The sequence below is a fragment of the Roseixanthobacter glucoisosaccharinicivorans genome (genome assembly GCF_043195095.2).
Taxonomy (GTDB): Bacteria; Pseudomonadota; Alphaproteobacteria; order Rhizobiales; family Xanthobacteraceae; genus NCEH01.
Genome location: NZ_CM195538.1, coordinates 2249301 through 2272475 on the forward strand (window position 1 = coordinate 2249301; position 23175 = coordinate 2272475).

16 protein-coding genes and 1 pseudogene are annotated in these 23175 nt (G+C 67.5%); 8 read left to right on the forward strand and 9 right to left on the reverse strand.

Translation table 11 applies throughout. The features are described from left to right. Positions 1 to 9: 9 nt before the first annotated feature. From V5F78_RS10125 to kdpF, 5 genes are all read right to left on the reverse strand, one after another. Positions 10 to 2703 carry a DUF4118 domain-containing protein gene (locus tag V5F78_RS10125; RefSeq protein WP_394068426.1) on the reverse strand — a complete coding sequence of 898 codons (2694 nt, stop codon included), beginning with the start codon at positions 2701 to 2703 and terminating at the stop codon, positions 10 to 12. 79 nt (positions 2704 to 2782) lie between these two features. Then, positions 2783 to 3346, reverse strand: a complete 564-nt coding sequence (gene kdpC / locus V5F78_RS10130) for a potassium-transporting ATPase subunit KdpC (protein WP_394068424.1) — start codon at positions 3344 to 3346, stop codon at positions 2783 to 2785. Positions 3347 to 3389: 43 nt separating this feature from the next. Next, entirely contained in the window at positions 3390 to 5441 is a 2052-nt protein-coding gene (gene kdpB / locus V5F78_RS10135; RefSeq protein WP_394068422.1) for a potassium-transporting ATPase subunit KdpB, read from the reverse strand. Positions 5442 to 5456: 15 nt separating this feature from the next. Further along, positions 5457 to 7166 (reverse strand): potassium-transporting ATPase subunit KdpA, encoded by a 1710-nt coding sequence (kdpA, locus tag V5F78_RS10140; RefSeq protein ID WP_394068420.1) that lies wholly within the window; start codon positions 7164 to 7166, stop codon positions 5457 to 5459. Positions 7167 to 7214: 48 nt separating this feature from the next. Next, the gene (gene kdpF, locus V5F78_RS10145; RefSeq protein ID WP_348846543.1) at positions 7215 to 7301 is read right to left on the reverse strand and encodes a K(+)-transporting ATPase subunit F; all 87 of its coding nucleotides are present in this window, start codon (positions 7299 to 7301) and stop codon (positions 7215 to 7217) included. Positions 7302 to 7638: 337 nt separating this feature from the next. On the opposite strand from kdpF, the gene V5F78_RS10150 reads away from it, so the two are divergent. Next, positions 7639 to 9210 carry a bifunctional aminoglycoside phosphotransferase/ATP-binding protein gene (locus V5F78_RS10150; protein WP_394068418.1) on the forward strand — a complete coding sequence of 524 codons (1572 nt, stop codon included), beginning with the start codon at positions 7639 to 7641 and terminating at the stop codon, positions 9208 to 9210. Between the two features lie 14 nt (positions 9211 to 9224). Here V5F78_RS10150 and V5F78_RS10155 read toward each other — a convergent pair whose 3' ends face one another. From V5F78_RS10155 to V5F78_RS10170, 4 genes are all read right to left on the reverse strand, one after another. After that, complete coding sequence (locus tag V5F78_RS10155; RefSeq protein WP_394068416.1) at positions 9225 to 9632, reverse strand: hypothetical protein; 408 nt, start codon at positions 9630 to 9632, stop codon at positions 9225 to 9227. Positions 9633 to 9752: 120 nt separating this feature from the next. Continuing rightward, positions 9753 to 10802: a selenide, water dikinase SelD gene (gene selD, locus V5F78_RS10160; RefSeq protein WP_394068414.1), complete on the reverse strand. Its 1050-nt coding sequence runs from the start codon at positions 10800 to 10802 to the stop codon at positions 9753 to 9755. Positions 10803 to 10876: 74 nt separating this feature from the next. After that, entirely contained in the window at positions 10877 to 11989 is a 1113-nt protein-coding gene (locus tag V5F78_RS10165) for a transglutaminase-like domain-containing protein (protein WP_394068412.1), read from the reverse strand. Further along, on the reverse strand, positions 11986 to 12585 hold the full coding sequence (locus tag V5F78_RS10170) for a TlpA family protein disulfide reductase (RefSeq protein ID WP_394068410.1): 600 nt from the start codon (positions 12583 to 12585) through the stop codon (positions 11986 to 11988). Before V5F78_RS10170 ends, V5F78_RS10165 begins: the two co-directional genes overlap by 4 nt. Positions 12586 to 13086: 501 nt before the next feature. On the opposite strand from V5F78_RS10170, the gene fdnG reads away from it, so the two are divergent. From fdnG to selB, 7 genes and pseudogenes are all read left to right on the forward strand, one after another. Beyond that, positions 13087 to 16173 carry a formate dehydrogenase-N subunit alpha gene (fdnG, locus tag V5F78_RS10175; protein WP_394068408.1) on the forward strand — a complete coding sequence of 1029 codons (3087 nt, stop codon included), beginning with the start codon at positions 13087 to 13089 and terminating at the stop codon, positions 16171 to 16173. Positions 16174 to 16186: 13 nt separating this feature from the next. Further along, complete coding sequence (gene fdxH, locus V5F78_RS10180; protein WP_394068406.1) at positions 16187 to 17128, forward strand: formate dehydrogenase subunit beta; 942 nt, start codon at positions 16187 to 16189, stop codon at positions 17126 to 17128. After that, positions 17125 to 17817: a formate dehydrogenase subunit gamma gene (locus tag V5F78_RS10185; protein WP_394068404.1), complete on the forward strand. Its 693-nt coding sequence runs from the start codon at positions 17125 to 17127 to the stop codon at positions 17815 to 17817. The genes fdxH and V5F78_RS10185 overlap by 4 nt, the downstream gene beginning before the upstream one ends. A 199-nt stretch (positions 17818 to 18016) precedes the next feature. Next, positions 18017 to 18946, forward strand: coding sequence for a formate dehydrogenase accessory protein FdhE (fdhE, locus tag V5F78_RS10190; protein ID WP_394068403.1), 930 nt, complete (start codon positions 18017 to 18019; stop codon positions 18944 to 18946). 10 nt (positions 18947 to 18956) lie between these two features. Beyond that, positions 18957 to 20405, forward strand: a complete 1449-nt coding sequence (gene selA / locus V5F78_RS10195) for an L-seryl-tRNA(Sec) selenium transferase (protein ID WP_394068401.1) — start codon at positions 18957 to 18959, stop codon at positions 20403 to 20405. Beyond that, positions 20392 to 21258 carry a tetratricopeptide repeat protein gene (locus V5F78_RS10200; protein WP_394068400.1) on the forward strand — a complete coding sequence of 289 codons (867 nt, stop codon included), beginning with the start codon at positions 20392 to 20394 and terminating at the stop codon, positions 21256 to 21258. Before selA ends, V5F78_RS10200 begins: the two co-directional genes overlap by 14 nt. After that, positions 21255 to 23075: pseudogene (gene selB / locus V5F78_RS10205) on the forward strand (selenocysteine-specific translation elongation factor); the annotation flags it as partial. The gene V5F78_RS10200 and the pseudogene selB, both read left to right, overlap by 4 nt. Between the last annotated feature and the right edge of the window lie 100 nt (positions 23076 to 23175).

Below are 23175 nucleotides of genomic sequence, written 5' to 3' on the forward strand. Positions count from 1 at the left end.
GCACCGTCCTCATACCGCCGCGGCGGCGGGCGCGCCGCCGATGGGAAGCGAAAAAATGATCCGCGCGCCGCGCCGGTCGTCATCCACTGGGCTTTCCGCGCGCACCTTTCCGCCATGGGCCTCGACGATGCCCTTGGCAATGGCGAGCCCCAGGCCGGAGCCCTCCCCGCCATCAGCGCCCTCGCGCACGGCGCGCACGAACTTTTCGAACACATGGGGCAGAAGATCTGGCGCGATGCCCGGGCCGTCGTCGGTGACGGAGATTTCCAGCGCATCACCAACGCGCCGCGCCGCCAGCACTACATGGGCACCGGGGCCGGCATAGCGCACCGCATTGCCCACCACGTTCGCAAGCGCCTGGTTCAGCAGGATCTGGTCCGCGAACACCAGCGGCAGGTCCTTTTCGCTCTCCACCGCGAACAATTGCGTGGCGCCACGCCGCTTGGCGAGCGCGACCGCCTGATTGATGACTTCGTTGATATCGGTCCAGTCGCGCCGCAGATCGAGCGCGCCAGCTTCCAGACGCGTCATGGAGAGCAGATTGCGCACCATGCCGTCCAGATGCTCTGCCTCCTCGCGGACCTGCGAAAGGAGATCGCGCCGCTGCTCCGGGGCGATGCGGGTGCCATAGTCGATGAGCGCGGTCGCGGCCCCCAGGATGGAGGAAAGCGGCGTGCGGAAATCGTGGCTGATGGAGGCGAGCAGGATATTGCGCACCCGCTCCGTCTCGGCCGCCGATTTCACGCCGGCCATCTCGTCGGCGAGGGCCGAGCGGTCGAGCGCGACCGCCGTCTGGTCGGCGAGCGTGTCGAGCAAGACCGCCGATTCCGGATCGAGCGGACCTAACGGTCCCGCGCATTCGATGCCGATCACGCCCACCTGAGCGTTGCGGGCGCGTAGCGGCAGGAACAGCCAGGGCACGCTCGGCAAGGTGCCGGTGCCGGCACCGGCCGGCTCGTTGCGCTCCAGGGCCCAGCGTGCCGCGCTCATGGAGGCGGTATCGAGCCGGTCTTCCGGCGGCCAGGCCGCCGCCAGCGACATCTGCGTCCCGTGCGGCACGAGAATGGCGGTGGAGCGGCCGAGAATGGTCTGGATCTCGGAAGCCGCCGCCTCCGCCACCGCGCCGGAGTCCACCAAAGCGGAGAGCTTACGAGTGAATTCGTAAAGCCGCCGCGCCGCGCGCATGCGGATCGCCGCCGCTTCCGCCCGCTCGCGCGAGCGCCCGGCCACCGCCGAAATCAGCACTGCGATGATGAGGAAGATGGTCAGCGCGAGCAATTCGTGCGGCCGCGCGATGGTGAAGGTGTAGACTGGGTCGATGAAGAAGAAATTATAGGTCAGCGCCGACAGCAGCGAGGCGAACACCGCCGCCCGCACGCCGAACTGGATCGCCGGCACCAGCACCGCCAGCAGATACACCATCGACACGTTCGGCAGCGCCACCAATTTCGTGAGCCCCTCCCCCGCGATCGTCGCAAGCGCCACGGAGCCCGCGGCCACCACATAGCCGAGCGTATCGCCATGGGGCGCGGCGGGCCTCGGCTGGCGGACTTGCGGCGCTTCGTTTTCCTCACCGAACGTCACCACATGCACCGCGATACCCCGCGCCTTGCGGACCAGGGCATCGGCGAGCGTGCGCCAGAACAGGCGGTTGAGGCGTGAGGGGCGCGCCTGCGCCACCACGATCTGCGTCACATTCTCGAACCGCGCGAAGCGCAGCAGCTCCGCCACCAGATCGTTGCCCACCAGCGCCCGCGTCTCGGCGCCGAGGCTTTCCGCGAGGCGCAGCGCCTCCTGGATGCGCTGGCGTTCGGCAAGGCTCGGCAACGCGCCGGGGCGCTCCACGGTGATGGCGAACCATGGTGCGTCGGCAAGATCGGCGAGGCGCTTCGCCTCGCGCACCACCCGCTGGGCCGAGGCGTCGGGACCGACGCAGACGAGAATGCGTTCCCCCGCCGCCCACGGCCCCTCGATGGCGCCGCCCTGCATATGCTCGACGAGGTCGCTGTCCACCCGGGCGGCCACCCGGCGCAGAGCGAGTTCGCGCAAGGCGGTGAGATTGGTGGGCTTGAAGAAATTCTCGATCGCCCGCGCGGCGGTGTCCTGGATATAGATCTTGCCCTCGGCGAGCCGCTTCAGCAGCTCGTCGGGCGGCAGGTCCACCATCACCACTTCGTCCGCCTCCTGGAGCGCGGTGTCCGGCACCGTCTCGCGCACCCGCACGCCGGAGATGCGCTGCACCACCTCGTTGAGGCTCTCCAGATGCTGGATGTTGAGCGTGGTCCACACGTCGATGCCGGCGTCGAGAATGTCGCGCACATCCTGCCAGCGCTTGGGATGGCGGCTGCCTGGGACGTTGGTATGGGCATATTCGTCCACCAGCAGCAGCGCGGGGCGGCGCGCCAAGGCGGCATCGAGATCGAATTCCGGCACGAGGCGGCCGCGATAGGCGATGGATTTGCGGGGCAAGGTCTCCAGCCCCTGCGTGATCGCCTCGGTCTCGCGCCGTCCGTGGGTCTCGACGATGCCGGCCACCACATCCGTGCCGCTCTCCTTCGCCGCGCGCGCGGCCTGGCACATGGCATAGGTCTTTCCGACGCCGGGCGCGGCGCCGAGAAACACGCGCAGCTTTCCCTTGCCCTCGCGCGCGGCCTTGGCGAGGAGGGCATCGGGAGACGCGCGCGGCTTGTCCTGCACTTTCAAGTCCCTTGTTGGTGCTCTCTGGGGCGGTGGGGCGAAGACGGGCCGGCCGATCCTTCGCGGACCGGCCCGCCCGTGGCAATCATTTTTGCGCGTCCAGCGCGAGGTTGAGTTTCAGCACGTTCACGCGCGGCTCGCCGAAAATGCCGAGTTCGCGCGGCTCGATGGCCTGCGCCACCACCTGCCGCACCTTGTCTTCCGGAAGGTTGCGGGCGGCGGCGACGCGCTTCACCTGATCCTGCGCATAGGCCGGAGAGATGTGCGGATCGAGCCCGCTGGCGGAGGTGGTGACGGCATCGGCGGGAATTTCGCCGGTGATGCCTTCCGCGCGGAGCGCCGCGACATCGGCGACGATCCGATCCTTCAGCTTGGCGCTGGTGGGCGCGAGATTGCTGCCGGAGGAATTGGACGCGTCATAGCCGTCTCCGGCCGCCGAGGGCCGGGGATGGAAATAGCCGGCGCTCTCGGTCTTCTGGCCGATCAAGGCGGAGCCGACGATGATGCCGTTGCGTTCGATCCGGCTGCCGTTCGCGGCGGCCGGGAAGGCCAGTTGGGCGACGCCGGTGACGGCGAGCGGATAGGCAATGCCCGTGATCACCGTGAATGCGGCAACCAGGACGATGGCGGGGCGAAGCTGGGACAACATAGGCGCCTCCTTCAGGCGAGGCCAAATTCAGGCGAGGCCAAGTTCAAGCAAGACCAAGGGCGGTCACGGCGAGGTCGATCAGCTTGATGCCGATGAAGGGCACCAGGATGCCGCCGAGGCCGTAGATCAACAGGTTGCGGGCAAGCACACGCTCCGCGCTGGCGGGCGTGTAGGGCACGCCCCGCAACGCCAGCGGGATCAGCGCGATGATGATCAGGGCGTTGAAGATCACCGCCGAGAGAATGGCGCTCTGCGGCGTCGACAGGCCCATGATGTTGAGCACGCTCAATTCCGGGATGGCGACGATGAACAACGCCGGGATGATGGCGAAATATTTCGCCACATCGTTGGCGATGGAGAAGGTGGTCAGCGCGCCGCGCGTCATCAGCAGCTGCTTGCCGATGCCGACGATCTCGATGAGCTTGGTGGGATCGCTGTCGAGATCCACCATGTTGCCGGCCTCGCGGGCGGCCTGGGTGCCGGTCTGCATGGCCACGCCCACGTCCGCCTGCGCCAAAGCGGGCGCATCATTGGTGCCGTCGCCGCACATGGCCACCAGCCGGCCTTGCCGCTGCTCGTTGCGGATATAGCTCAGCTTGTCCTGCGGGGTGGCCTCGGCGATGAAATCGTCGACGCCGGCCTCGGAGGCGATGGCGGCGGCGGTCACGGGATTATCCCCCGTCACCATCACCGTGCGGATGCCCATGCGGCGCAGCTCGGCGAAGCGCTCCTTGATGTCGGGCTTCACCACGTCCTTCAGATGGATGACGCCGAGCAGGCGACCGCCTTCCGCGAGCCCCAGCGGCGTGCCGCCGGAACGGGCGATGCGATCCACCGCCGCCTTGAACTCGGCCGGCTCGCTCACCGTGCCGGTCGCGCCCTCGGAGACGAAGCGGCGCACCGCATCCACCGCGCCCTTGCGCACCTTGCGACCCTCAAGGTCGATGCCGGAGATGCGGGTGGCGGCGGAGAAGGGCACGAAGCTCGCGCCATCGGGCACCACCGTCACGTCGATGCCGAAGGTCTCCCGCGCCAGGGCAAGGATGGAGCGCCCTTCCGCCGTCTCGTCGGCCAGCGAAGCCAGCACCGCTGCTTGCGTCACTTCCCGCGCGCTCACGCCCGGAACCGGGATGATTTCGGTGGCCATGCGGTTGCCGAAGGTGATGGTGCCGGTCTTGTCCAGCAGCAGGGTGTCCACATCGCCCGCCGCCTCCACCGCGCGGCCGGACATGGCCAGCACATTGTGGCGCACCAGGCGGTCCATGCCGGCGATGCCGATGGCCGAGAGCAGGCCGCCGATGGTGGTTGGGATCAAGGTGACCAGCAGGGCCACCAGCACCGGCACCGCCAGTTGCGTGCCGCCATAAAGGCCGAGGCCATAGAGCGTTACGACGGTGATGAGGAAGATCAGCGTCATGCCCACCAGCAGGATGGTCAGGGCGATCTCGTTCGGCGTCTTCTGCCGTTCGGCGCCTTCCACCAAAGCGATCATGCGATCGAGGAAGGAGGAGCCGGCGGCGGCGGTGATGCGCACCACCACATAGTCCGACACCACGGTGGTGCCGCCGGTGACAGCCGAGCGGTCGCCGCCGCTTTCGCGAATGACGGGGGCGCTCTCGCCCGTGATGGCGGCTTCGTTCACCGAGGCGATGCCCTCGATGATCTCGCCGTCGCCGGGCACGAGGTCGCCGGCTTCCACCAGCACGAGATCGCCCACCTTCAGGTCCAGCGCGGAGACGCGGGTGAAGCGCTCGCGATTCTTCGGGTCGGCGAGCTTCTTCGCCACCGTGTCGGTGCGCGCGCGCTTGAGGCTCTCCGCCTGGGCGCGGCCCCGCCCTTCCGCCACCGCTTCCGCGAAATTGGCGAACACCACGGTGAACCACAGCCAGCCCATGATCTGGCCGGTGAAGGACAGCGGCGCGCCGGTGAGAAGATCGCGCAGGAACAGGGCGGTGACGAGCGCCGCCACCACTTCGGTGACGAAGATCACCGGGTTCTTCATCAAGGAGCGCGGATTGAGCTTCTTTATGGCATCGACGGCGGCCCGGCCGAGCAGGTCGGGGCTGACGATGGAGGAGACGGTTTTTGCGGACATGATGTGCTCCGTGCCTCAGAAGGTCTTGCCGGCCAGCATCTGCACCTGCTCGGCGATCGGGCCGAGGGCGAGCGCGGGGAAGAATTGCAGACCACCGAGGATCAAGATGACGCCGATGAGGAGGCCCACGAACAGCGGCCCATGGGTCGGGAACGTGCCGGTGGAAGCGGCGAGGCGCGGCTTGGCGGCGAGCGAGCCGGCGATCGCCATCATCGGCACGATGTAGGCGAAGCGGCCGAACAGCATGGCGATGCCGAGCGTGGTGTTCCACCAGGGGGTGTTCGCCGACAGCGAGGCGAAGGCGGAGCCATTGTTGCCGGTGCCGGAGGCATAGGCATAGAGCACCTCGCTCAGGCCGTGCGGTCCGCCGTTGCCGATGCCGGCCGCGGGTCCGGAAAGATTGGCGGCGAGCGCCGTGAAGCCGAGCACGAAGATGGGCAGCACCAGGCTCGCCAGCACCGCCATCTTCACTTCCTTGGCCTCGATCTTCTTGCCGAGATATTCCGGCGTGCGCCCCACCATGAGGCCCGCCACGAACACGGCGATGATGGCCATCACCAGCAAGCCGTAGAGGCCCGAGCCGACGCCGCCCGGCAGGATTTCACCGAGCTTGATCAGCACCAGCGGCACCATGCCGCCGAGCGGGGTGAACGAGCCGTGCATCGCATTCACCGCGCCGCAGGAAAGCCCGGTCGTCACCGCCGCCCACAGCGCCGAGAGCGCGAGGCCGAAGCGCACTTCCTTGCCTTCCATATTGCCGCCGGCCGGGTCGAGCCCCGCTTGTTGCAGCACGGGCGTGCCCGCCGCTTCCGCCCAATAGGCCACGGCGACCCCGGCGATCAGCAACACGAATACGACCGCGATCAGAGCCCTGGCCTGGCGCTTGTCGCCCACGAGATGGCCGAAGGCGAACACGATGGCGGTGGAGATCACCAGCATCTGCCACACTTGCAGCATGTTGCCGAGCGCGGTGGGATTTTCGAACGGATGGGCGGCATTGACGTTGAAGAAGCCGCCGCCATTGGTGCCAAGCTGCTTGATGGCGATCTGCGAGGCGACCGGGCCGATGGAGATGGTCTGCTGCGCGCCATCGAGCGTGGTGGCGGCGAACGAGCCGTCCAGGGTCTGCGGCATGCCGGTGGCCACCAGGATCAGGGCGGTCACGAAGGCGAGCGGCAGCAGGATGTACAGCGTCGCGCGGGTGGCATCGACGAAGAAATTGCCCACCCCCGCCGCGCCGGAGCGGGCGAAGCCGCGCACCAGGGCGATGGCGAGCGCGATGCCGGTGGCGGCGGAGAGGAAGTTCTGCACCGTCAGCCCCGCCATCTGGCTGAAATTGCTCATGGTGGTCTCGCCGCCATAGGCCTGCCAATTGGTGTTGGTGACGAAGCTGACCGCCGTGTTGAAGGCGAGGTCCGGCGTCAGGGCGCCGAACCCCTGCGGGTTCACCGGAAGCACGCCTTGCAGGCGCAGGATCGCATACAGCAGGGCGAAGCCGGCGGCGTTCAGCGCCAGCATGCCGAGCGTATAGGCGGTCCAGCCCTGTTCCTTTTCGGGGTCGACGTCGGCCAGCCGATAAAGACCGCGTTCGACGGGCACGAGCACGGGGGACAGGAAAGTGCGTTCACCCGCGAATACGCGGGCCATGAAGCGACCGAGCGGGATGGCGCATGCCACCACCGCCAAGAAGAGGATCGCGATCTGAAGCCAGCCGTTGGAGGTCATGGCGTTTCATCACCTGGAAAAAGCGTTGGGGGGATCGGCACGGGGCGGTCAGAACCGCTCGGGGCGCACCAATGCGAAGACGAGATAGGCGGCGAGCGAGAGGCTCACCGCCGCCCCGAGAACGAGGTCGAGCATGGGGTCCTCCTCAGGCCTGCGCCACGAAGCGCAGGTACAGCGCCATCAGGGCGAAGAAGGCGAAGCCGAGAACGAGATAGATAAGGTCAAGCATGGAGCACTCCTTGCGTAGGGGTGTCCTAGACCCGCCGCGCGTAAAGCCGCGATCCGGGATTTGCCGCCGCGCATAAGGATTCCATCAAGATGAGCCGGCGCGCGTGGGCCTGCCCGGCATGCCGTCATCCGGGCACAGGCCAGCCCGTCGCCTGTTCCGCCCCGGCTTCGTGAGGCGTATCAAGGCGGACGATTTCCGGCATAAGGATACTCAGGCATTCCCCGGCGCGCGGAGCTTTGGGCTATGGACAACCATGTGGTCGCGGACCAGAACGCGGTGTTCGCCTTCCTGGCGGACCCCTCGACCCATGGCGGCGCGCGGGTTTCGCGCATCGACACCCACGGCGCCGCGGTGTTCCTGGCAGGCGACGTCGCCTATAAGGTCAAGCGCGCCGTCGCCTTTCCCTATATGGATTTCTCGACCCTGGAGAAGCGCCGTTCGGCCTGCGAACGCGAGCTGGAGGTGAACCGCGCCAACGCGCCCGGCATCTACCTCGGGGTCGTGCCCATCGTGCGCATGGCCGACGGCCTTGCCATAGGTGGCCTTGCCCTGGGCGGCGCGGGCACGCCGGTGGAATATGCGGTGAAGATGCGCCGCTTCGATGAGGCCCGCACCCTCGACCGGCTGGAGACGCAGGCCTTCACCCCCGCGTTTCTCGCCGCCCTTGCCGGCGCTGTGCACGCGGCCCATGCCCGCGCACCCGCAATGTCGGGCGGGCCAGATGCCGCCGCGCCGCTCGCCCGCATCGTGGACCAGAATGCCGCCGATTTCGCCGACAACCCGGAGCTGTTCGCCCCGGATATGGCGCACGCCCTCACGCGCGCCACCCGCGACGCGCTGGCGGCGGTGGCGCCCTTGCTGCGGGCGCGCGCGGCGCAGGGCCATGTGCGGCGCTGCCACGGCGATCTGCATCTGCGCAACATCGTGCTGCTGGAAGGGGCGCCGGTTCTGTTCGACGCCATCGAGTTCAATGACGAGATCGCCATCTGCGACGTGCTCTACGATCTCGCCTTCCTGCTGATGGATCTGTGGGAGCGCGGCCTACCCGGCGCGGCGAACGCGGTGCTGAACCGCTATCTGTGGGCCGGGCCGGCGGAGCATTATGCCGGGCTCGCGGCTCTGCCTTTGTTCCTCAGCCTGCGCGCCGCGATCCGCGCCAAGGTGCAGGCGGCGGGCCTTGCCCATCTGCCGGAGGAGCGACAAGCGGCGGCGCGCGGCGAGATTGCCCATTATTTCGCCCAGGCGCGCGCGTTTCTGACCCCGGCAAAGCCGCTGCTGCTGGCGATCGGGGGGCTGTCCGGGACGGGCAAGAGCACGCTTGCGGCCGCGCTGGCGCCCGGCATCGGGCGGGCACCGGGCGCCGTCATCCTGCGCAGCGATATCGAGCGCAAGAACATGGCCGGCGTCGGCGAAACCGAGACGCTGCCACCGCACGCCTATACGCCGGAGGCGACACAAGCGGTATACGAACGCATGCGGACACGGGTGGCGCTCGCGGTGGCGGCGGGGCATTCAGCCATTGCCGATGCGGTGCATGCTCGCCCGCAGGAACGCGACGCGGTCCAGGCCGTCGCGCGGAGTACCGGTGCGGATTTTCTCGGGATCTGGCTGGATGCGCCGATCGGCACCCTCATCGCACGGGTCGAGCAGCGCCACGGCGACGCTTCCGACGCCACGGCCGAGGTGGTGCGCCGGCAGGCCGATTACGACCTCGGCCCAATGTCCTGGCGCAGGATCGAGGCCTCGGCGGGGGCCGAGGGCACGGCGCGCGCCGCCCTGGCGGCGGTGCGCCGATCCTCAGCTGAAGAGGTCTGAGGCCAAATCGGGCCTCAGCAATCCTTGCGGGTGGGTCCGACCACAGACGGATTGACGCCTTCAACCGTCGCGGGGTGATCGGTCGGCGATCCGGAGGTCGCGCCGGACTGCTGGGTGCCGATAAAGGACCCGCCGGTGCCGCCGGACCAGCCGGTCGATCCCGCGCCGCCCGGAGCGGTGCCGGAATTCTCGCCCTTCGCCGGCGCCGTCGCCGACGCCGATGCGGTGGCGTCGCAGCCCTTGTCGGCATTGAGGGGCGGGCCTGATTTCTCGGCCGGCACCTGCGGGCTCCCCGGCGGCGGAGGACTGACGATCGCCTGAGCGAAAGCGGCGCCCGACAGCGACGGCGCCAAGCCGACGCCGACGGTTAGAGAAACAAGAATGGCGGCGAGAGATGTTGCCGAGGCAGTGGAACGGATCACGGGCGCGCCCTCCGGGCTTTGTGTTTTCACACATGCCAACGCCCGAGGAGGGATCAACGTTCCCCTTCGTCCGATAAGCTCACCCTGCAAGGACCGGCAAAGGCCCGCTCGGCATCGCCTTCAGGCGTCCACCCGGACCTTCGCCTCGCCCGCCTCCACCCGGCCGATGCGGCGCGCGGCGGGATAGCCGGCGGCGAGAATCTCGCCCAGCACCCGGTCCGCCTCCTCCTGCGCCACCGATACCAGCAGGCCACCGGAGGTCTGCGGGTCGGTCAAAAGGTGGCGCTGCCAATCCTCGATCCCAGGCGGCAGCTCGATGCCCTCGCCATAGCTCGCCCAATTGCGATGCGACGCCCCGGTGACAAAGCCCTGCCGCACCAGCGCCTCGGCATGGGAGAGCACCGGCAGGGCGCCACCCTCGATGCGCAGCCGCACCCCCGAGCCGCGGGCCATTTCCAGCCCATGCCCCAGCAGGCCGAAGCCGGTGACGTCCGTCACGCCGTGCACCGCCTCGTCCTGCGCCAGCGCGGCGCCGACCTTGTTGAGCAAGGTGGTGGAGGCGATCATCTCCTCATAGGCGTCCGGGGAGAGCGCCTCTTTCTTGAAGGCGGCGGAATAAATCCCGATGCCCAGGGCCTTGGTGAGGATCAGCGCATCCCCCGGCCTGGCGTCGCTGTTGCGGCGGATCTGGCTCTTGCGCACCGTGCCGATGACCGCAAGGCCATAGATCGGCTCCCCGGTGTCGATGGAATGGCCGCCGGCCACCGGAATGCCCGCCGCCGCGCACACCGCCGCGCCGCCCTGGAGGATCTCGCGGACGATCTGCGTGTCCACCTTGCCGAGCGGCATGCCGAGAATGGCCAGCGCCATGATGGGCGTGCCGCCCATGGCATAGACGTCCGAAATCGCATTGGTGGCCGCGATGCGACCGAAATGGTCGGGGTTGTCCACCACCGGCATGAAGAAGTCGGTGGTGGCGACGATGCAGGTGTCGCCATCCAGGTCCCACACCGCCGCGTCGTCTCCGGTTTCCGTGCCTACCAAAAGCTTCGCGAACGGCTGCGCCATGGGCTGGCCGCCCAGAAGCTCCTGGAGCACGGACGGGGCAAGCTTGCAGCCGCAGCCGCCGCCATGGGCAAGGCTGGTGAGGCGGAAGGCGGTATCAGTCATGCGGGGCGTCTCTCAACTCACGGATCGGCCGATGCCCCCGCCGCGAAACGGGCGGGGGCCGGCGCGGAACAGGCTCAGACCGAGATTTCGGTCGCGCGGATGGAATAGCGGAAGGTGTCGGGGTCGAGGCAATCCAGCCGGCCGGCCACGGTCTCCGCCTGCGGATACATGAGGAAGCCCACCTTCGGCCCCTTGGAGCCGGGCAGCGCCACGTCGTGGGCCGCATTATAGGCCATCCAATTGCCTTCCCAGGCGCCGAACAGGGTCTTGCGGGCCGCCACCACCTTGGGATCGTCGATGCCCAGCTTGCCCGGCGGCTCCTCCAGCACGACCTTGCGCACATCGGCGGGATCCATGGGCACCCAGCCATAGCCGGAGAGGAACACTTCCGAGCGGCAATGCTGCGCCTTCGTCACCACCTCAGAATTGGCGCCGAGGCTCTTGTAGCCGAATTTGGAGGGCGCCACGCGCAGGCCGTACACGTCGCGGGCGGGAATGCCGGCGGCGCGCACCAGGCCGACGAACAGGGCGTTCAGATCGGCGCATTTTCCGCCGAGATCCCCGCTCTTCAGCAATGCGGCGATATCGCCAACGCCGCACCCGCGCGTGGCGGCGTTGCGATAGGTGTTCTCCACAATCCATTCATAGATGGCGCGGACCTTCGTGATCTCGTCCTTCGCGCCGGATGTGATCCTGTCGGAGGTCTGCTTGACGATGCCGCCGGTGGGAATGAGGTCGGTGGCGGCGAGGAAGGTCACGCGCTCCTTCTCGCCCAACGGGGCGGCCGTGCCCGGCTGGGAGAGGTCCACGGCCCGGTCGCGGGTCGCGACTTTGCTGGTGATTTCAACCGAGGGCGCCGGCTCGCGCGGGGACCATTCCAGCGCCAGCATCTGCGCGCCGAACCGGGGGTCGCCCACCACCTCGGCGGTGGCCGCATTGGTGGACCAGGTGCTGCCGCCGGGGCGGAACCATTGGTCCTCCGAAAACGCCGGCAGCGGCACCCAGGCGCGCACGAGCCCGCTGGTCTGGCCGTCCGGCTTCGCCACTTCCAGCCGCGTCACCACCTGGAAATCGCGCCACGCTCCCGGCTGTGGCGCGAACGCGTTCTGCGCCCAGGCCCCGGCCGGCAGCATGGCGGCGGCGGAGAGGGCCGCACCGGAAATCACAAAGTCACGACGCGTAATCATTGTGTGGGTCCTCCCGAAGGATCGTTGAGGGAATGTGGGGTGTTGAGAGCGGGAGCAAGCAGCGTGGCGATGGCGCGGTCGGTCTCGGCGCGGTCCCAGTCCACCGGTCCCTGCGCCTGTGCGCGCACCTGCCCGTCCGGCCCGATCAGGATGCTCGCGGGCAGGACGCTGACGTCCCACGCACGCGCCGCCCCCCGCTCGCGATCCATCAGGATGGGAAAGGCAATCGGCGTGGTCTCGGTGAAACGGCGCACCCGCGTATCCACCTCCCCGACATCCACGGCGAGCAGGGTCAGCGGCCGATCGGCGAAGCGCGCCGCGAGGCGGTTGAGCGCCGGCAATTCCTCCCGGCAGGGTTCGCACCAGGTGGCGAAGAAATGCACCAGCACCACGCGGCCGGCAAACGTCGCACGATCCACCTGCTGGACCGGCGCGCCGACCGGGACCAGCCGCTCCAGCACCAAAGGCGGCACGGGCTGGGGAGCGCCCGGCTTGGCGTCCACCGAAAGCGCTGCGAGCGGTGGTTCGCGGCGAAGCCCGGCCTCGCCCTGCGCCGCAGCGCTGCCGGCGCCCAGTACGGCCGAGGCGAACAGCATGGCGCGGAGGCCCGGGAGACAGGCGCGGGGGAAGAGAAAGACGCCGCGAGACTCGCGGGCAAACCGCAGCGGACGCGCAAAAACGCTCCCCGCGCCACGGCGGCGGAGAGACGTCGCGTCCGAAATATTGCCCCGACCCTCGGGAGCCGATGTGAGGTTCACGCCCAAACGGTGCGCCGCCGTCCGCGGCCGGTCAATCTGTTTTCAAATCAAAATTTCGTGGCTAAACGAAAATCCGCGAGCGAATATCTCTTCCGGCTTCGCATTTGCAGCAAATTTTGGACCTCTATTTCGCTTACGCAGCGTCGCCTTGAAAATCAGGAAGAGTAAAAACCAAGATACATGGTCTTATTGTCTTGAAACACGCGCATTTGTGCTCGCGAAGTTTGACATGTTTCCAATTCCAAAATACCGTTCGGACGAGCCGGAATCCCGGACAAGGGTGAGTTTTCCCCTTTTTGATCGTCCCCCGTTGGGGGCGCCTATCGGAGGTTTTCTTCGATGAACATGGAGCTCTCGCGGCGCCAGTTCTTGAAAACGGCGGGTGCGGGAATCGCGGGCACGTCTCTTGGAGCTTTCGGCTTCGGAGGCATAGAACAGGCCTACGCAGATTCCATCCGCCCCTTCCGCCTTTTCAATACGACTGAGACGCGCAACACCTGCACCTACTGCTCGGTGGCCTGCGGCATCATCATCTATTCCAAGGGCGATCTGAAGAAGGGCGAGAAAGCCGAGATCACCCATATCGAGGGCGACGTCGACCACCCCACCAATCGCGGCACCCTGTGCCCGAAGGGCGCGGCCCTCCTCGACATCGTGCACTCCAAGACCCGCCTGCATCATCCCATGCTGCGCAAGGCCGGCTCCGATAAGTTCGAGCAGGTCAGCTGGGATGTGGCGCTGGACAAGATCGCGCGAGTCCTGAAGGACGATCGCGACAAGAATTTCATCGCCAAGAATAATGACGGCGTGACCGTCAATCGCTGGGTGACCACCGGCTTCCTCGCCGCCTCGGCCACCACGAACGAAACCGCCTGGTGCACGTACAAGGTCGTGCGCAGCGCCGGCATGCTGGTATTCGATAACCAAGCCCGCGTTTGACACGGCCCGACGGTGGCGAGTCTCGCCCCAACTTTTGGCCGTGGCGCTATGACCAATTCGTGGACCGATATCAAGAACACGGATCTGGTCGTGATCATGGGCGGCAATGCCGCCGAAGCGCACCCTTGCGGGTTCAAATGGGTTACGGAGGCGAAGGCCAACCGTGGCGCGAAGCTGGTCGTGGTCGATCCGCGTTATACGCGCTCGGCGGCGGTGGCGGATTATTACGCGCCGATCCGCCAGGGAACCGACATCGCGTTCCTCAACGGCGTGATCAATTACTGCATCCAGAACGACAAGGTGCAGTGGGACTATGTGAAGGCCTTCACCAACGCGAACTATCTGGTGAAGGACGGCTTCGATTATAAGGACGGCCTGTTCACGGGCTATGATGAAAGCAAGCGAGACTACGACCGCTCGACCTGGGACTACCAGATCGGCCCCGACGGCTATGCGGTGGTGGACGACACGCTGCAGAACCCGCGGTGCGTGTGGAACCTGCTGAAGCAGCATGTCTCCATCTACACCCCGGAGATGGTCGAGCGCATCACCGGCACGCCGAAGGACAAGTTCCTGAAGGTGGCGCAGATGATCGCCGAGTGCTCGGCGCCGAACAAGACGATGACGTCGATGTACGCGCTCGGCTGGACCCAGCATTCCAAGGGGTCCCAGAACATCCGCACCATGGCGATGCTCCAGCTTATCCTGGGCAATATCGGCGTGCGCGGCGGCGGCATGAATGCCTTGCGCGGGCATTCCAATATCCAGGGACTGACCGACATCGGCCTGATGTCGAACCTGATCCCCGGCTATCTGACCCTGCCGACCGAGAAGGAAGCCGACTTCCCCACCTATATGTCGACCCGCGGCTTCAAGCCGTTGCGGCCGAACCAGATGAGCTACTGGCAGAACTACAAGAAGTTCTTCGTCAGTTTCCAGAAGGCGATGTGGGGACCGTCGGCGACGGCGGAAAACAACTTCGCCTATGACTACCTGCCGAAGCTCGATGTGCCCGCCTATGACGTTCTGCGGGCCTTCGAGCTGATGAAGCAGGGCAAGATGAACGCCTATTTCTGCCAGGGCTTCAATCCCCTTCAGGCGTTCCCCAACAAGGCCAAGCTCGCCGAGGCGCTCGGCAAGCTGAAGCTGCTGGTCATCATGGACCCGCTGGAGACCGAAACCGCCCGGTTCTGGGAAAATCACGGGGTCTATAATCCCGCCGATCCCGCCAAGATCCAGACCGAGGTGATCCAGCTGCCGACCACCTGCTTCGCCGAGGACGAAGGCGCGCTGGTGAATTCCGGCCGCTGGCTCCAATGGCATTGGGCGGCCGGCACGCCTCCGGGCGAGTCCAAGACCGACTCCTGGATCATGGCGCAGATCTTCCTGCGGCTGAAAGCCTTGTACCAGAAGGAGGGCGGCGCGTTCCCGGACGCCATCGTCAATCTGCAATGGAACTACAAGGACCCGAACGAGCCCACCCCCGAGGAGCTCGCGAAGGAGATGAACGGCTATGTCGTGAGCGACGTGGCCGATCCCAACGATCCCACCAAGAAGCTGCTCGAGGCCGGCAAGCAATTGCCGAGCTTCGCCGCCTATCGCGACGACGGCACCACCGCCGGCGGCTGCTGGATCTATTCCGGCTGCTTCACCGAGGCGGGCAACATGATGGCGCGCCGGGACAATAGCGACCCCGGCGACACCGGCGCCTATTCGAAATGGAGCTTCTCGTGGCCGGCCAATCGGCGCATCATCTACAATCGCGCCTCGGCCGACATTAACGGCAAGCCCTGGGACGACACCCGCAAGCTGCTGTGGTGGGACGGCGCGAAATGGACCGGATACGACGTGCCGGACATCGCGCCCACCGCCAAGCCGCAGGACGTCGGCCCGTTCATCATGAACCCGGAAGGCGTTTCGCGCCTGTTCGCCCGGGGCATGATGCGCGAAGGCCCCTTCCCGGTGCATTACGAGCCGTTCGAAAGCCCGATCGCCAATGTGATCGCCCCAAAGGTGCGGGGCAATCCGGCGGCGCGCGTGTTCAAGGACGACTTCGCCCAGTTCGCGGACGTCGGCTCGCCGGACTTCCCCTATGCGGCGACCTCCTATCGCCTCACGGAGCATTTCCACTATTGGACCAAGAACAACCATGTGAACTCGGTCCTTCAGCCGGAATTCTTCGTGGAGATTTCCGAGCAGCTCGCAAAGGAGAAGAACATCGCCAATGCGGGGTGGGTGCGCGTGTGGTCGAAGCGCGGGTCGGTGTTCGCCAAGGCCTATGTCACCAAGCGCATCAAGCCGCTGATCTGCGACGGGAAGACGGTGCACATCGTCGGCATCCCCATCCATTGGGGGTTCGTCGGCGCGGCCAAGAAGGGCTTCCCCGCGAACGTGCTGACGCCGTTCGTCGGCGACGCCAACATCGAGACGCCGGAATACAAGGCGTTCTGTGTCAACATCGAGCCCACCACCGGGCCGGTGGCGTGAGGGAGGTGAAATAATGTTTCCCCCAGCCCCAAATCCCCCGGTGACCCCTGTTGCCCCGAAATACGGGCAGCAGGATCTGATCCGTCGGTCGGCGTCCACCATAACGCCGCCCGCCCAGCAGCAGACCGCCGTGGCCAAGCTCATCGACGTGTCGAAGTGCATCGGCTGCAAGGCCTGCCAGGCGGCGTGCCTGGAATGGAACAATCTCCACGAGGAGATCGGGACCTTCAACGGCACCTACACCAACCCGCCGGACCTGACGCCGAACACCTTCACCCTGATGCGGTTCACGGAATGGACCAATCCGGAGACGCAGAACCTGGAATGGCTGATCCGCAAGGACGGCTGCATGCATTGCGCGGACCCCGGCTGCCTCAAGGCCTGCCCGGCGCCCGGCGCGATCGTGCAATATTCCAACGGCATCGTTGATTTCGACCACGATAAGTGCATCGGCTGCGGGTATTGCGTGAAGGGCTGTCCCTTCAACATTCCCCGCATCTCGCAGGTCGACAACAAGGCCTACAAATGCACCTTGTGTTCGGACCGTGTTGCGGTGGGCCAGTGGCCCGCCTGCGCCAAGGCCTGCCCCACCCAGGCGATCGCCTTCGGCACCAAGGACGAAATGACGAAATGGGCCGATGGGCGCATCAAGGATCTGAAGTCGCGTGGCTATGCCAACGCCGGTCTTTATGATCCTCCGGGCGTCGGCGGCACCCACGTCATGTACGTGCTGCAACACGCCAACACGCCGGAAATCTACGCCGGCCTGCCCAAAAATCCGACCATCAGCCCGGTGGTCGAGATCTGGAAGGGCATGACCAAATATGTCGGCTTCGCAGCGATCGGCCTCGCGGCTGCCGCGGGCGTGCTTCACCATCTCGTCGCCGGCCCCAATAAGGTCAGCAACGAGGATGAGGAGAACGCCGAGAAACTCACCGGGAGTGACCCGCGATGAGCAATGATTATGACGTCGAATCCGGCGACGGGGTCCACAGGGGCCGCCCCGTCACGGTGGATCGCTATACCGTGGGCGCCCGGATCAACCATTGGATCACGGCCATCAGCCTGATCCTTCTGGCGCTGTCCGGCATGGCCCTGTTCAGCCCCTCGCTGTTCTTCCTCACCAACCTGTTCGGTGGCGGGCAGTGGACGCGCGCGATCCATCCCTGGATCGGCGTGGTCCTGTTCTTCTCCTTCGCCGGGCTGTTCCTGCGCTTCTGGCGCGCGAACCTGTGGAAGGCGGAGGACGGCACCTGGCTCGCGCGCATCCGCGACGTGCTAGGCGGCCATGAAGAGCGCTTGCCGGAAGTCGGCAAGTATAATGCCGGCCAGAAGTTCGTATTCTGGGGCATGTCGCTTCTGATCATCGTGCTGATTTGCAGCGGCTTCGTCGTGTGGGACCAGTATTTCTACGGCTTCACCACCATTCCGCAGAAGCGGGTGGCGATCCTGGTGCACGCGTTGGCGGCGATCGCCATCATCTGCGTGTGGATCATCCACGTCTATGCGGCGATCTGGGTCCGTGGCACCATCGGCGCCATGACCAAAGGTCAGGTGACCGGTGGATGGGCTTGGCGTCACCATCGCAAATGGTTGCGCGAACTGGTCTCGAAGGACAAGCCGGGCCGCACGCCGGCGGAGTGACGCGCCCGCGGCGTTTGCTGCGCGCGGGCGGAGCGGACGTTTCGCGAGGGGGTGCTTCACCTTCCCTCTTGAACGCGCCGCCGCCGCACATAGCTGAGAATCGACCGGGGCGGAGTGCCGACAAGGCGGCTCCGCCCCCTGCTTTCGCTTCGTGTCCTTAAGCTTAGCCACGTGGCCCGTGGGGTTCGTGAGGATTGGCATGTCAGAATTTTCCAGCGGTCCGGGCGCCATCGAGCCCGATCCGAGTGTCATTGGCGGTATCGCCCAGCCCCCCCTGGCCGTTCTTCCCGATCCCTCCGCCGTGTTCGCGACGCGCGCCCAGCGCATGCGTGATCTGGCGCCGCATAGCGAGCTGCGGCCGTATCTGCTGTTCCTCGCCGATCTGGTGCAGGTCCAGCACGATATCCAGGCCGGCCTGCCGGAGCCGGAATTGCCCGACCCGGCGGCGCGCAAGCGCGCGGCGGAATTCGCGATGCCGCCCCTGGACCGGACGCAATTCACCTATGACGACGCGTTCGACACCACGTTCGACCGGCTGCTCCACGCCATGCAGCCGGTTGAAAAGCCCGATGCCGCCTCTAAAGCGCTCGATGCGGTCATGCGCGCGGCACCGAAGGCGCGCGAGGCCATGATCTTGAACGTGCTGGCCGATTCCATTCCGGTCGAAGCCATGGCCGAGCACATTTATGTGGCGGCCGCGCTCCAGGTGCATTTCGCCCGCCTCGCAGCCCGCCTCGATGCCAAGGCCCTGGTCCCGCTCGGCGACGGCATGTGCCCCTGCTGCAGCGCGCCGCCGGTGGCGAGCCTGATCGTCGAATGGCCGAGCGCGCCGGGTGCGCGCTATTGCGCCTGTTCGCTGTGCGGCACCTTGTGGAACCAGGTGCGCGTGCGGTGCGTGCTGTGCGGCTCCACGAAGGGCATCGGGTTGCAGGAGGTCGAAGGCGCCTCCGGGGCCGCCAAGGCTGAGACCTGCGATTCCTGCCACGGCTACACCAAGCTTTTCTACCTCAGCAAGGATCCTGCGGCCGAACCGGTCGCCGACGACGTCGCCTGGCTCGGGCTTGATCTGCTGATGCGGGACGGCCCCTATCGGCGCGGTACGTTCAATCCGTTCCTGCTCGGCTATTGAGGCGGCGATCATGAGCGATCCTGCCCTCGCCGCACGCGAAGCCCTGCGCGCGCTTCCCTCCGTGGACCAAGTGCTCAAGCAGGATGCGGGGCGCGCCGCGCTCGATCAACACGGCCGCGCCGCGACCACCGAGGCTGTGCGCGCCGCGCTCGATGCGGCCCGCGCCGCCACGCGTGCCGGCACGCCGCCCGCCGCCGCCGATGCCATTGCGGGCGCGGCCCTGCGGGCGCTGGAAGCGCGGGCGCAGCCGAGCCTGCGCCCGGTCTTCAATCTCACCGGCACGGTGCTGCACACCAATCTCGGCCGCGCCATTCTCAGCGAGGAAGCGATCGCCGCCGCCACCGCCGCCATGCGCAGCGCGGTGGCGCTGGAATTCGACGTGGAGAGCGGCAAGCGCGGCGAGCGCGACGATCATGTCCGCGCCTTGCTGTGCGATCTCACCGGCGCAGAGGATGCGACGGTGGTGAACAACAATGCCGCCGCCGTGCTGCTGGTGCTCAACACCCTCGCGCTCGGCCGGGATTCCATCGTCTCGCGCGGCGAGCTGATCGAGATCGGCGGCGCGTTCCGCATGCCTGACATCATGGCCCGCGCCGGCACCCGCCTGGTGGAGGTCGGCACCACCAATCGCACCCATCCCAAGGATTATGTCGGCGCCATCGGCCCGGATACCGGCCTGGTGGTGAAGGTGCACACCTCGAACTACCGCATCGAGGGTTTCACGGCCGAAGTCTCGCCCCGAGACCTCGCCGACATCGCGCATGAACGCGAGGTGCCGCTGTTCCACGACCTCGGCTCGGGAACCCTGGCGGACCTCGCGCGCTACGGCCTGGTGCACGAACCGACCGTGCGGGAGAGCATCGAGGACGGCGCGGACATCGTCACTTTCTCCGGCGACAAGCTGCTGGGCGGCCCGCAGACCGGCTTCATCGTCGGCCGGCGCGACTTGATCGCCGCCATCAATAAGAATCCCATGAAGCGCGCCCTGCGGGTGGACAAGATCCGCCTCGCGGCGCTGGAAGCCACCTTGCGGCTCTACCGCGATCCCGACCGGCTGGCCTCGCGCCTGCCGACGCTGCGCCTGCTGGCGCGGCCGCTCGCCGAGATGCAGGCGCTGGCGCAGGCGCTGCTTCCGGCGGTGGCCGAACCGCTGGGCGCGGCATTCGTTGTCTCCATCAGGTCGAGCAAGAGCCAGATCGGCTCCGGCGCCCTGCCGCTGGAAACCTTGCCGAGCATCGCTCTGGCGATCAGCCCCGCCGACGGCAGCGGGCGCGCGCTGGACGCGCTGGCGCGCGCTCTGCGCGCCCTGCCGGTTCCGGTCATCGGCCGCATCGAGGATGGGGCGCTGCTGCTGGATCTGCGCTGCTTGCTGGACGAAGCGGGCTTCCGCACCGCCATTGCCCAACTTCGCGTGCCAAAAGACGCGCCAAAAGACGAGCAAGCCCATGGGATGGCTTGACCTGCTGCGCGGCCGCAAGCCCGCCGCCCCCGCATCGCCACGCGCGCCCCAAGCCGCGCCCGCCGATCCTGACGCCCGCATGGCCGAGGCGCTCGCCGCGGCGCAGGCCGGGGATTACGAGACCGCGCTTTATCTGTGGGAAGCGCTGGCGCGCGCCGGTGTCGCCCGGGCGCAGAACAATATCGGCGCCTGTTTCGCCGAGGGGCTGGGCGTGGAGCGCGATCCCGCCCTCGCCTTTCGCTGGCTGTTTCTCGCCGCCGAGAACAGCGATCCGGTGGGCCAGCGCAATCTCGCGGCCCTTTATTTCAAGGGCGAAGGCGCGCCACAGGACTATGCGCGCGCCGCCGAGCTGTATCGCGCCGCCGCCGACCAGGGCGACGGGCCGGCACAGGACATGCTGAGCTGGATGCTGCTGGAAGGCGAGGTCGTTCCCTTGGACGCGGCCGCGGCCCGCCGCTTCGCGGTGCTGGCGGCGGAACAGGGCGTCGCCTCCTCCATGACCCGCCTCGGCATGCTCTATCACAATGCCCTGGGCGTCGAACGCGACCCGGCCGAGGCGGTGCGCTGGTGGCGGCGCGGCGCCGAGCGCGGCGATGCCGACGGCCAGGCGATGCTGGGCGCCTCCCATCACATCGGTTCGGGCGCGTCGCGCGATCCGCTCGCCGCTTATGAATGGCTCCTGCGCGGCTACAACGGCGGCAGCGGCCTTGCCGCGCCGTTCCTGGACGCGGTGCGCGCCACGCTCTCAGACGACCAGGCGGCGGAAGCCGAGCGCCGCGCCGCTTTGCCCTTGCCGGCGCCGGAGCCGTTGCCTGCCCCCCTGCAGGAGCAGCGACAGGAGGCGCGGCCATGATCATCGGCACCGCCGGGCACATTGACCACGGCAAGACATCGCTGGTGCGCGCGCTCACGGGGGTCGATACCGACCGCCTGAAGGAAGAGAAAGCGCGCGGCATCACCATCGACCTCGGCTTTGCCTATCTGCCGCTGGAGAATGGCGAGACCCTGGGCTTCATCGACGTTCCCGGCCACGAGCGTTTCGTCCACACCATGCTGGCGGGGGCGAGCGGCATTGATTTCGTGCTCCTGGTGGTGGCGGCGGACGACGGGGTGATGCCGCAGACGCGCGAGCATCTCGCCATCGTCGATCTTCTCGGCGTCTCCCACGGGCTCGTCGCCCTCACCAAGGCGGATCTCGTGGACGACGCGCGCCGCGCCGAAGTCACCGCGCAGATCGCAGCCACGCTCGCGGGCACCGCGCTTGAAGGCGCGGAGATCGTGCCGGTCTCAACCCTCACGGGCGAAGGCGTGGCACAGGTGCGCCAGCGCCTCGTGGACGCATCCGGGCATCTGGCGCAGCGTGCCGCCTCCGGGCGGTTCCGCCTTGCGGTGGACCGCTCGTTCACGCTCTCGGGCGCGGGAACGGTCGTCACCGGCACGGTGCTGTCCGGCGTGGTCCGTGTGGGCGACCGCGTGATCGTGGGCCCGTCCGGCCTTGCCGCGCGCGTACGCTCCATTCGCGCCCAGGACCGGCCGGCGGAGGAAGGTCGCGCGGGGGATCGCTGCGGCCTCAATCTGGTCGGCGACGGCATCACCAAGGACGCCATCGCGCGCGGCGACGTGGTGCTGGACCCGAGCCTGCATGCGCCGTGCGACCATATCGACGCCACCCTGACCGTGCTCGCGAGCGAGGCGAAGGGAGTGGGGCAATGGTTTCCCGTGCGCCTCCACACCGCGTCGCGGGAAGTCGGCGCCCGCGTGGTGCTGCTTGGCGACACCCTCGCGCCCGGCGCGAGCGGTCTGGTGCAATTGGTGCTGGAGCATCCCATCGCGGCGGCGGCGGGGGATCGCTATGTGGTGCGCGACACCTCGGCCCAGCGCACCATCGGCGGCGGGCGGTTTCTCGACCTGCGCGCGCCGAGCCGCAAGCGCCGCAGCCCCGAGCGCATCGCCCAGCTTGCCGCCCACGCGCTGCGCGACCCGCGCGATTCGGTGCTGGCGCTGTGCGAGAGCGCGCCTTTCTATCTGGATCTGCCCGCGTTCGTGCGCGATCGCGCCCTCGCCGCGTCGGAAGTCGATGCCATCGCCGAGGCGCTGGGGCTGGTCCGCCTGCCCGTCGGCGAGAGCGTGCTCGCGCTTTCCGCCGGGCGCTGGCAGGCGCTGCGCGAGGCCCTGATCGCGCGGCTCGATGCCTATCACGCGGAAAATCCGGATCTCGCCGGCATGGGACGCGAGCGGCTGCTCCTCGCTTTGTCGCCGCGCCTGCCCGCGCCCGCTTTCCTCGCTGCCGTGCAGATGATGGCGCGCGCCGGCGATGTCGGCCTCGACGGCGCCTGGGTGCGGCGCGCGGATTTCGAGGTGCGGCTGACCGCGCGCGACGAAGCCTTGTGGGCCGAGGCCCGGCCCCTGCTCCAGGGCGCCGAGCGCTTCCGCCCGCCGCGCGTGCGCGACATCGCCAATCTGCGCGCCCAGCCCGAAGCCGACGTGCGGCGCATGTTCAAGCTGCTCGGGCGGATGGGGCGCGTGGACGAGGTCGCGCATGATCATTTCTTCCTACGCGCCACCGTCGCTGAAATGGTGGAGATCCTCATCCGGCTCGGCGCCGCGCACGGCAGCTTTACCGCCGCGCAATTCCGCGACGAGGTGGATAGCGGGCGCAAGGTGGCGATCCAGATCCTTGAATTCTTCGATCGCCATGGCGTGACCTTGCGCCGGGGCGATCTGCGCCGCATCAATCCCCATCGGCTGGACCTGTTCCGCGCCATGGGCG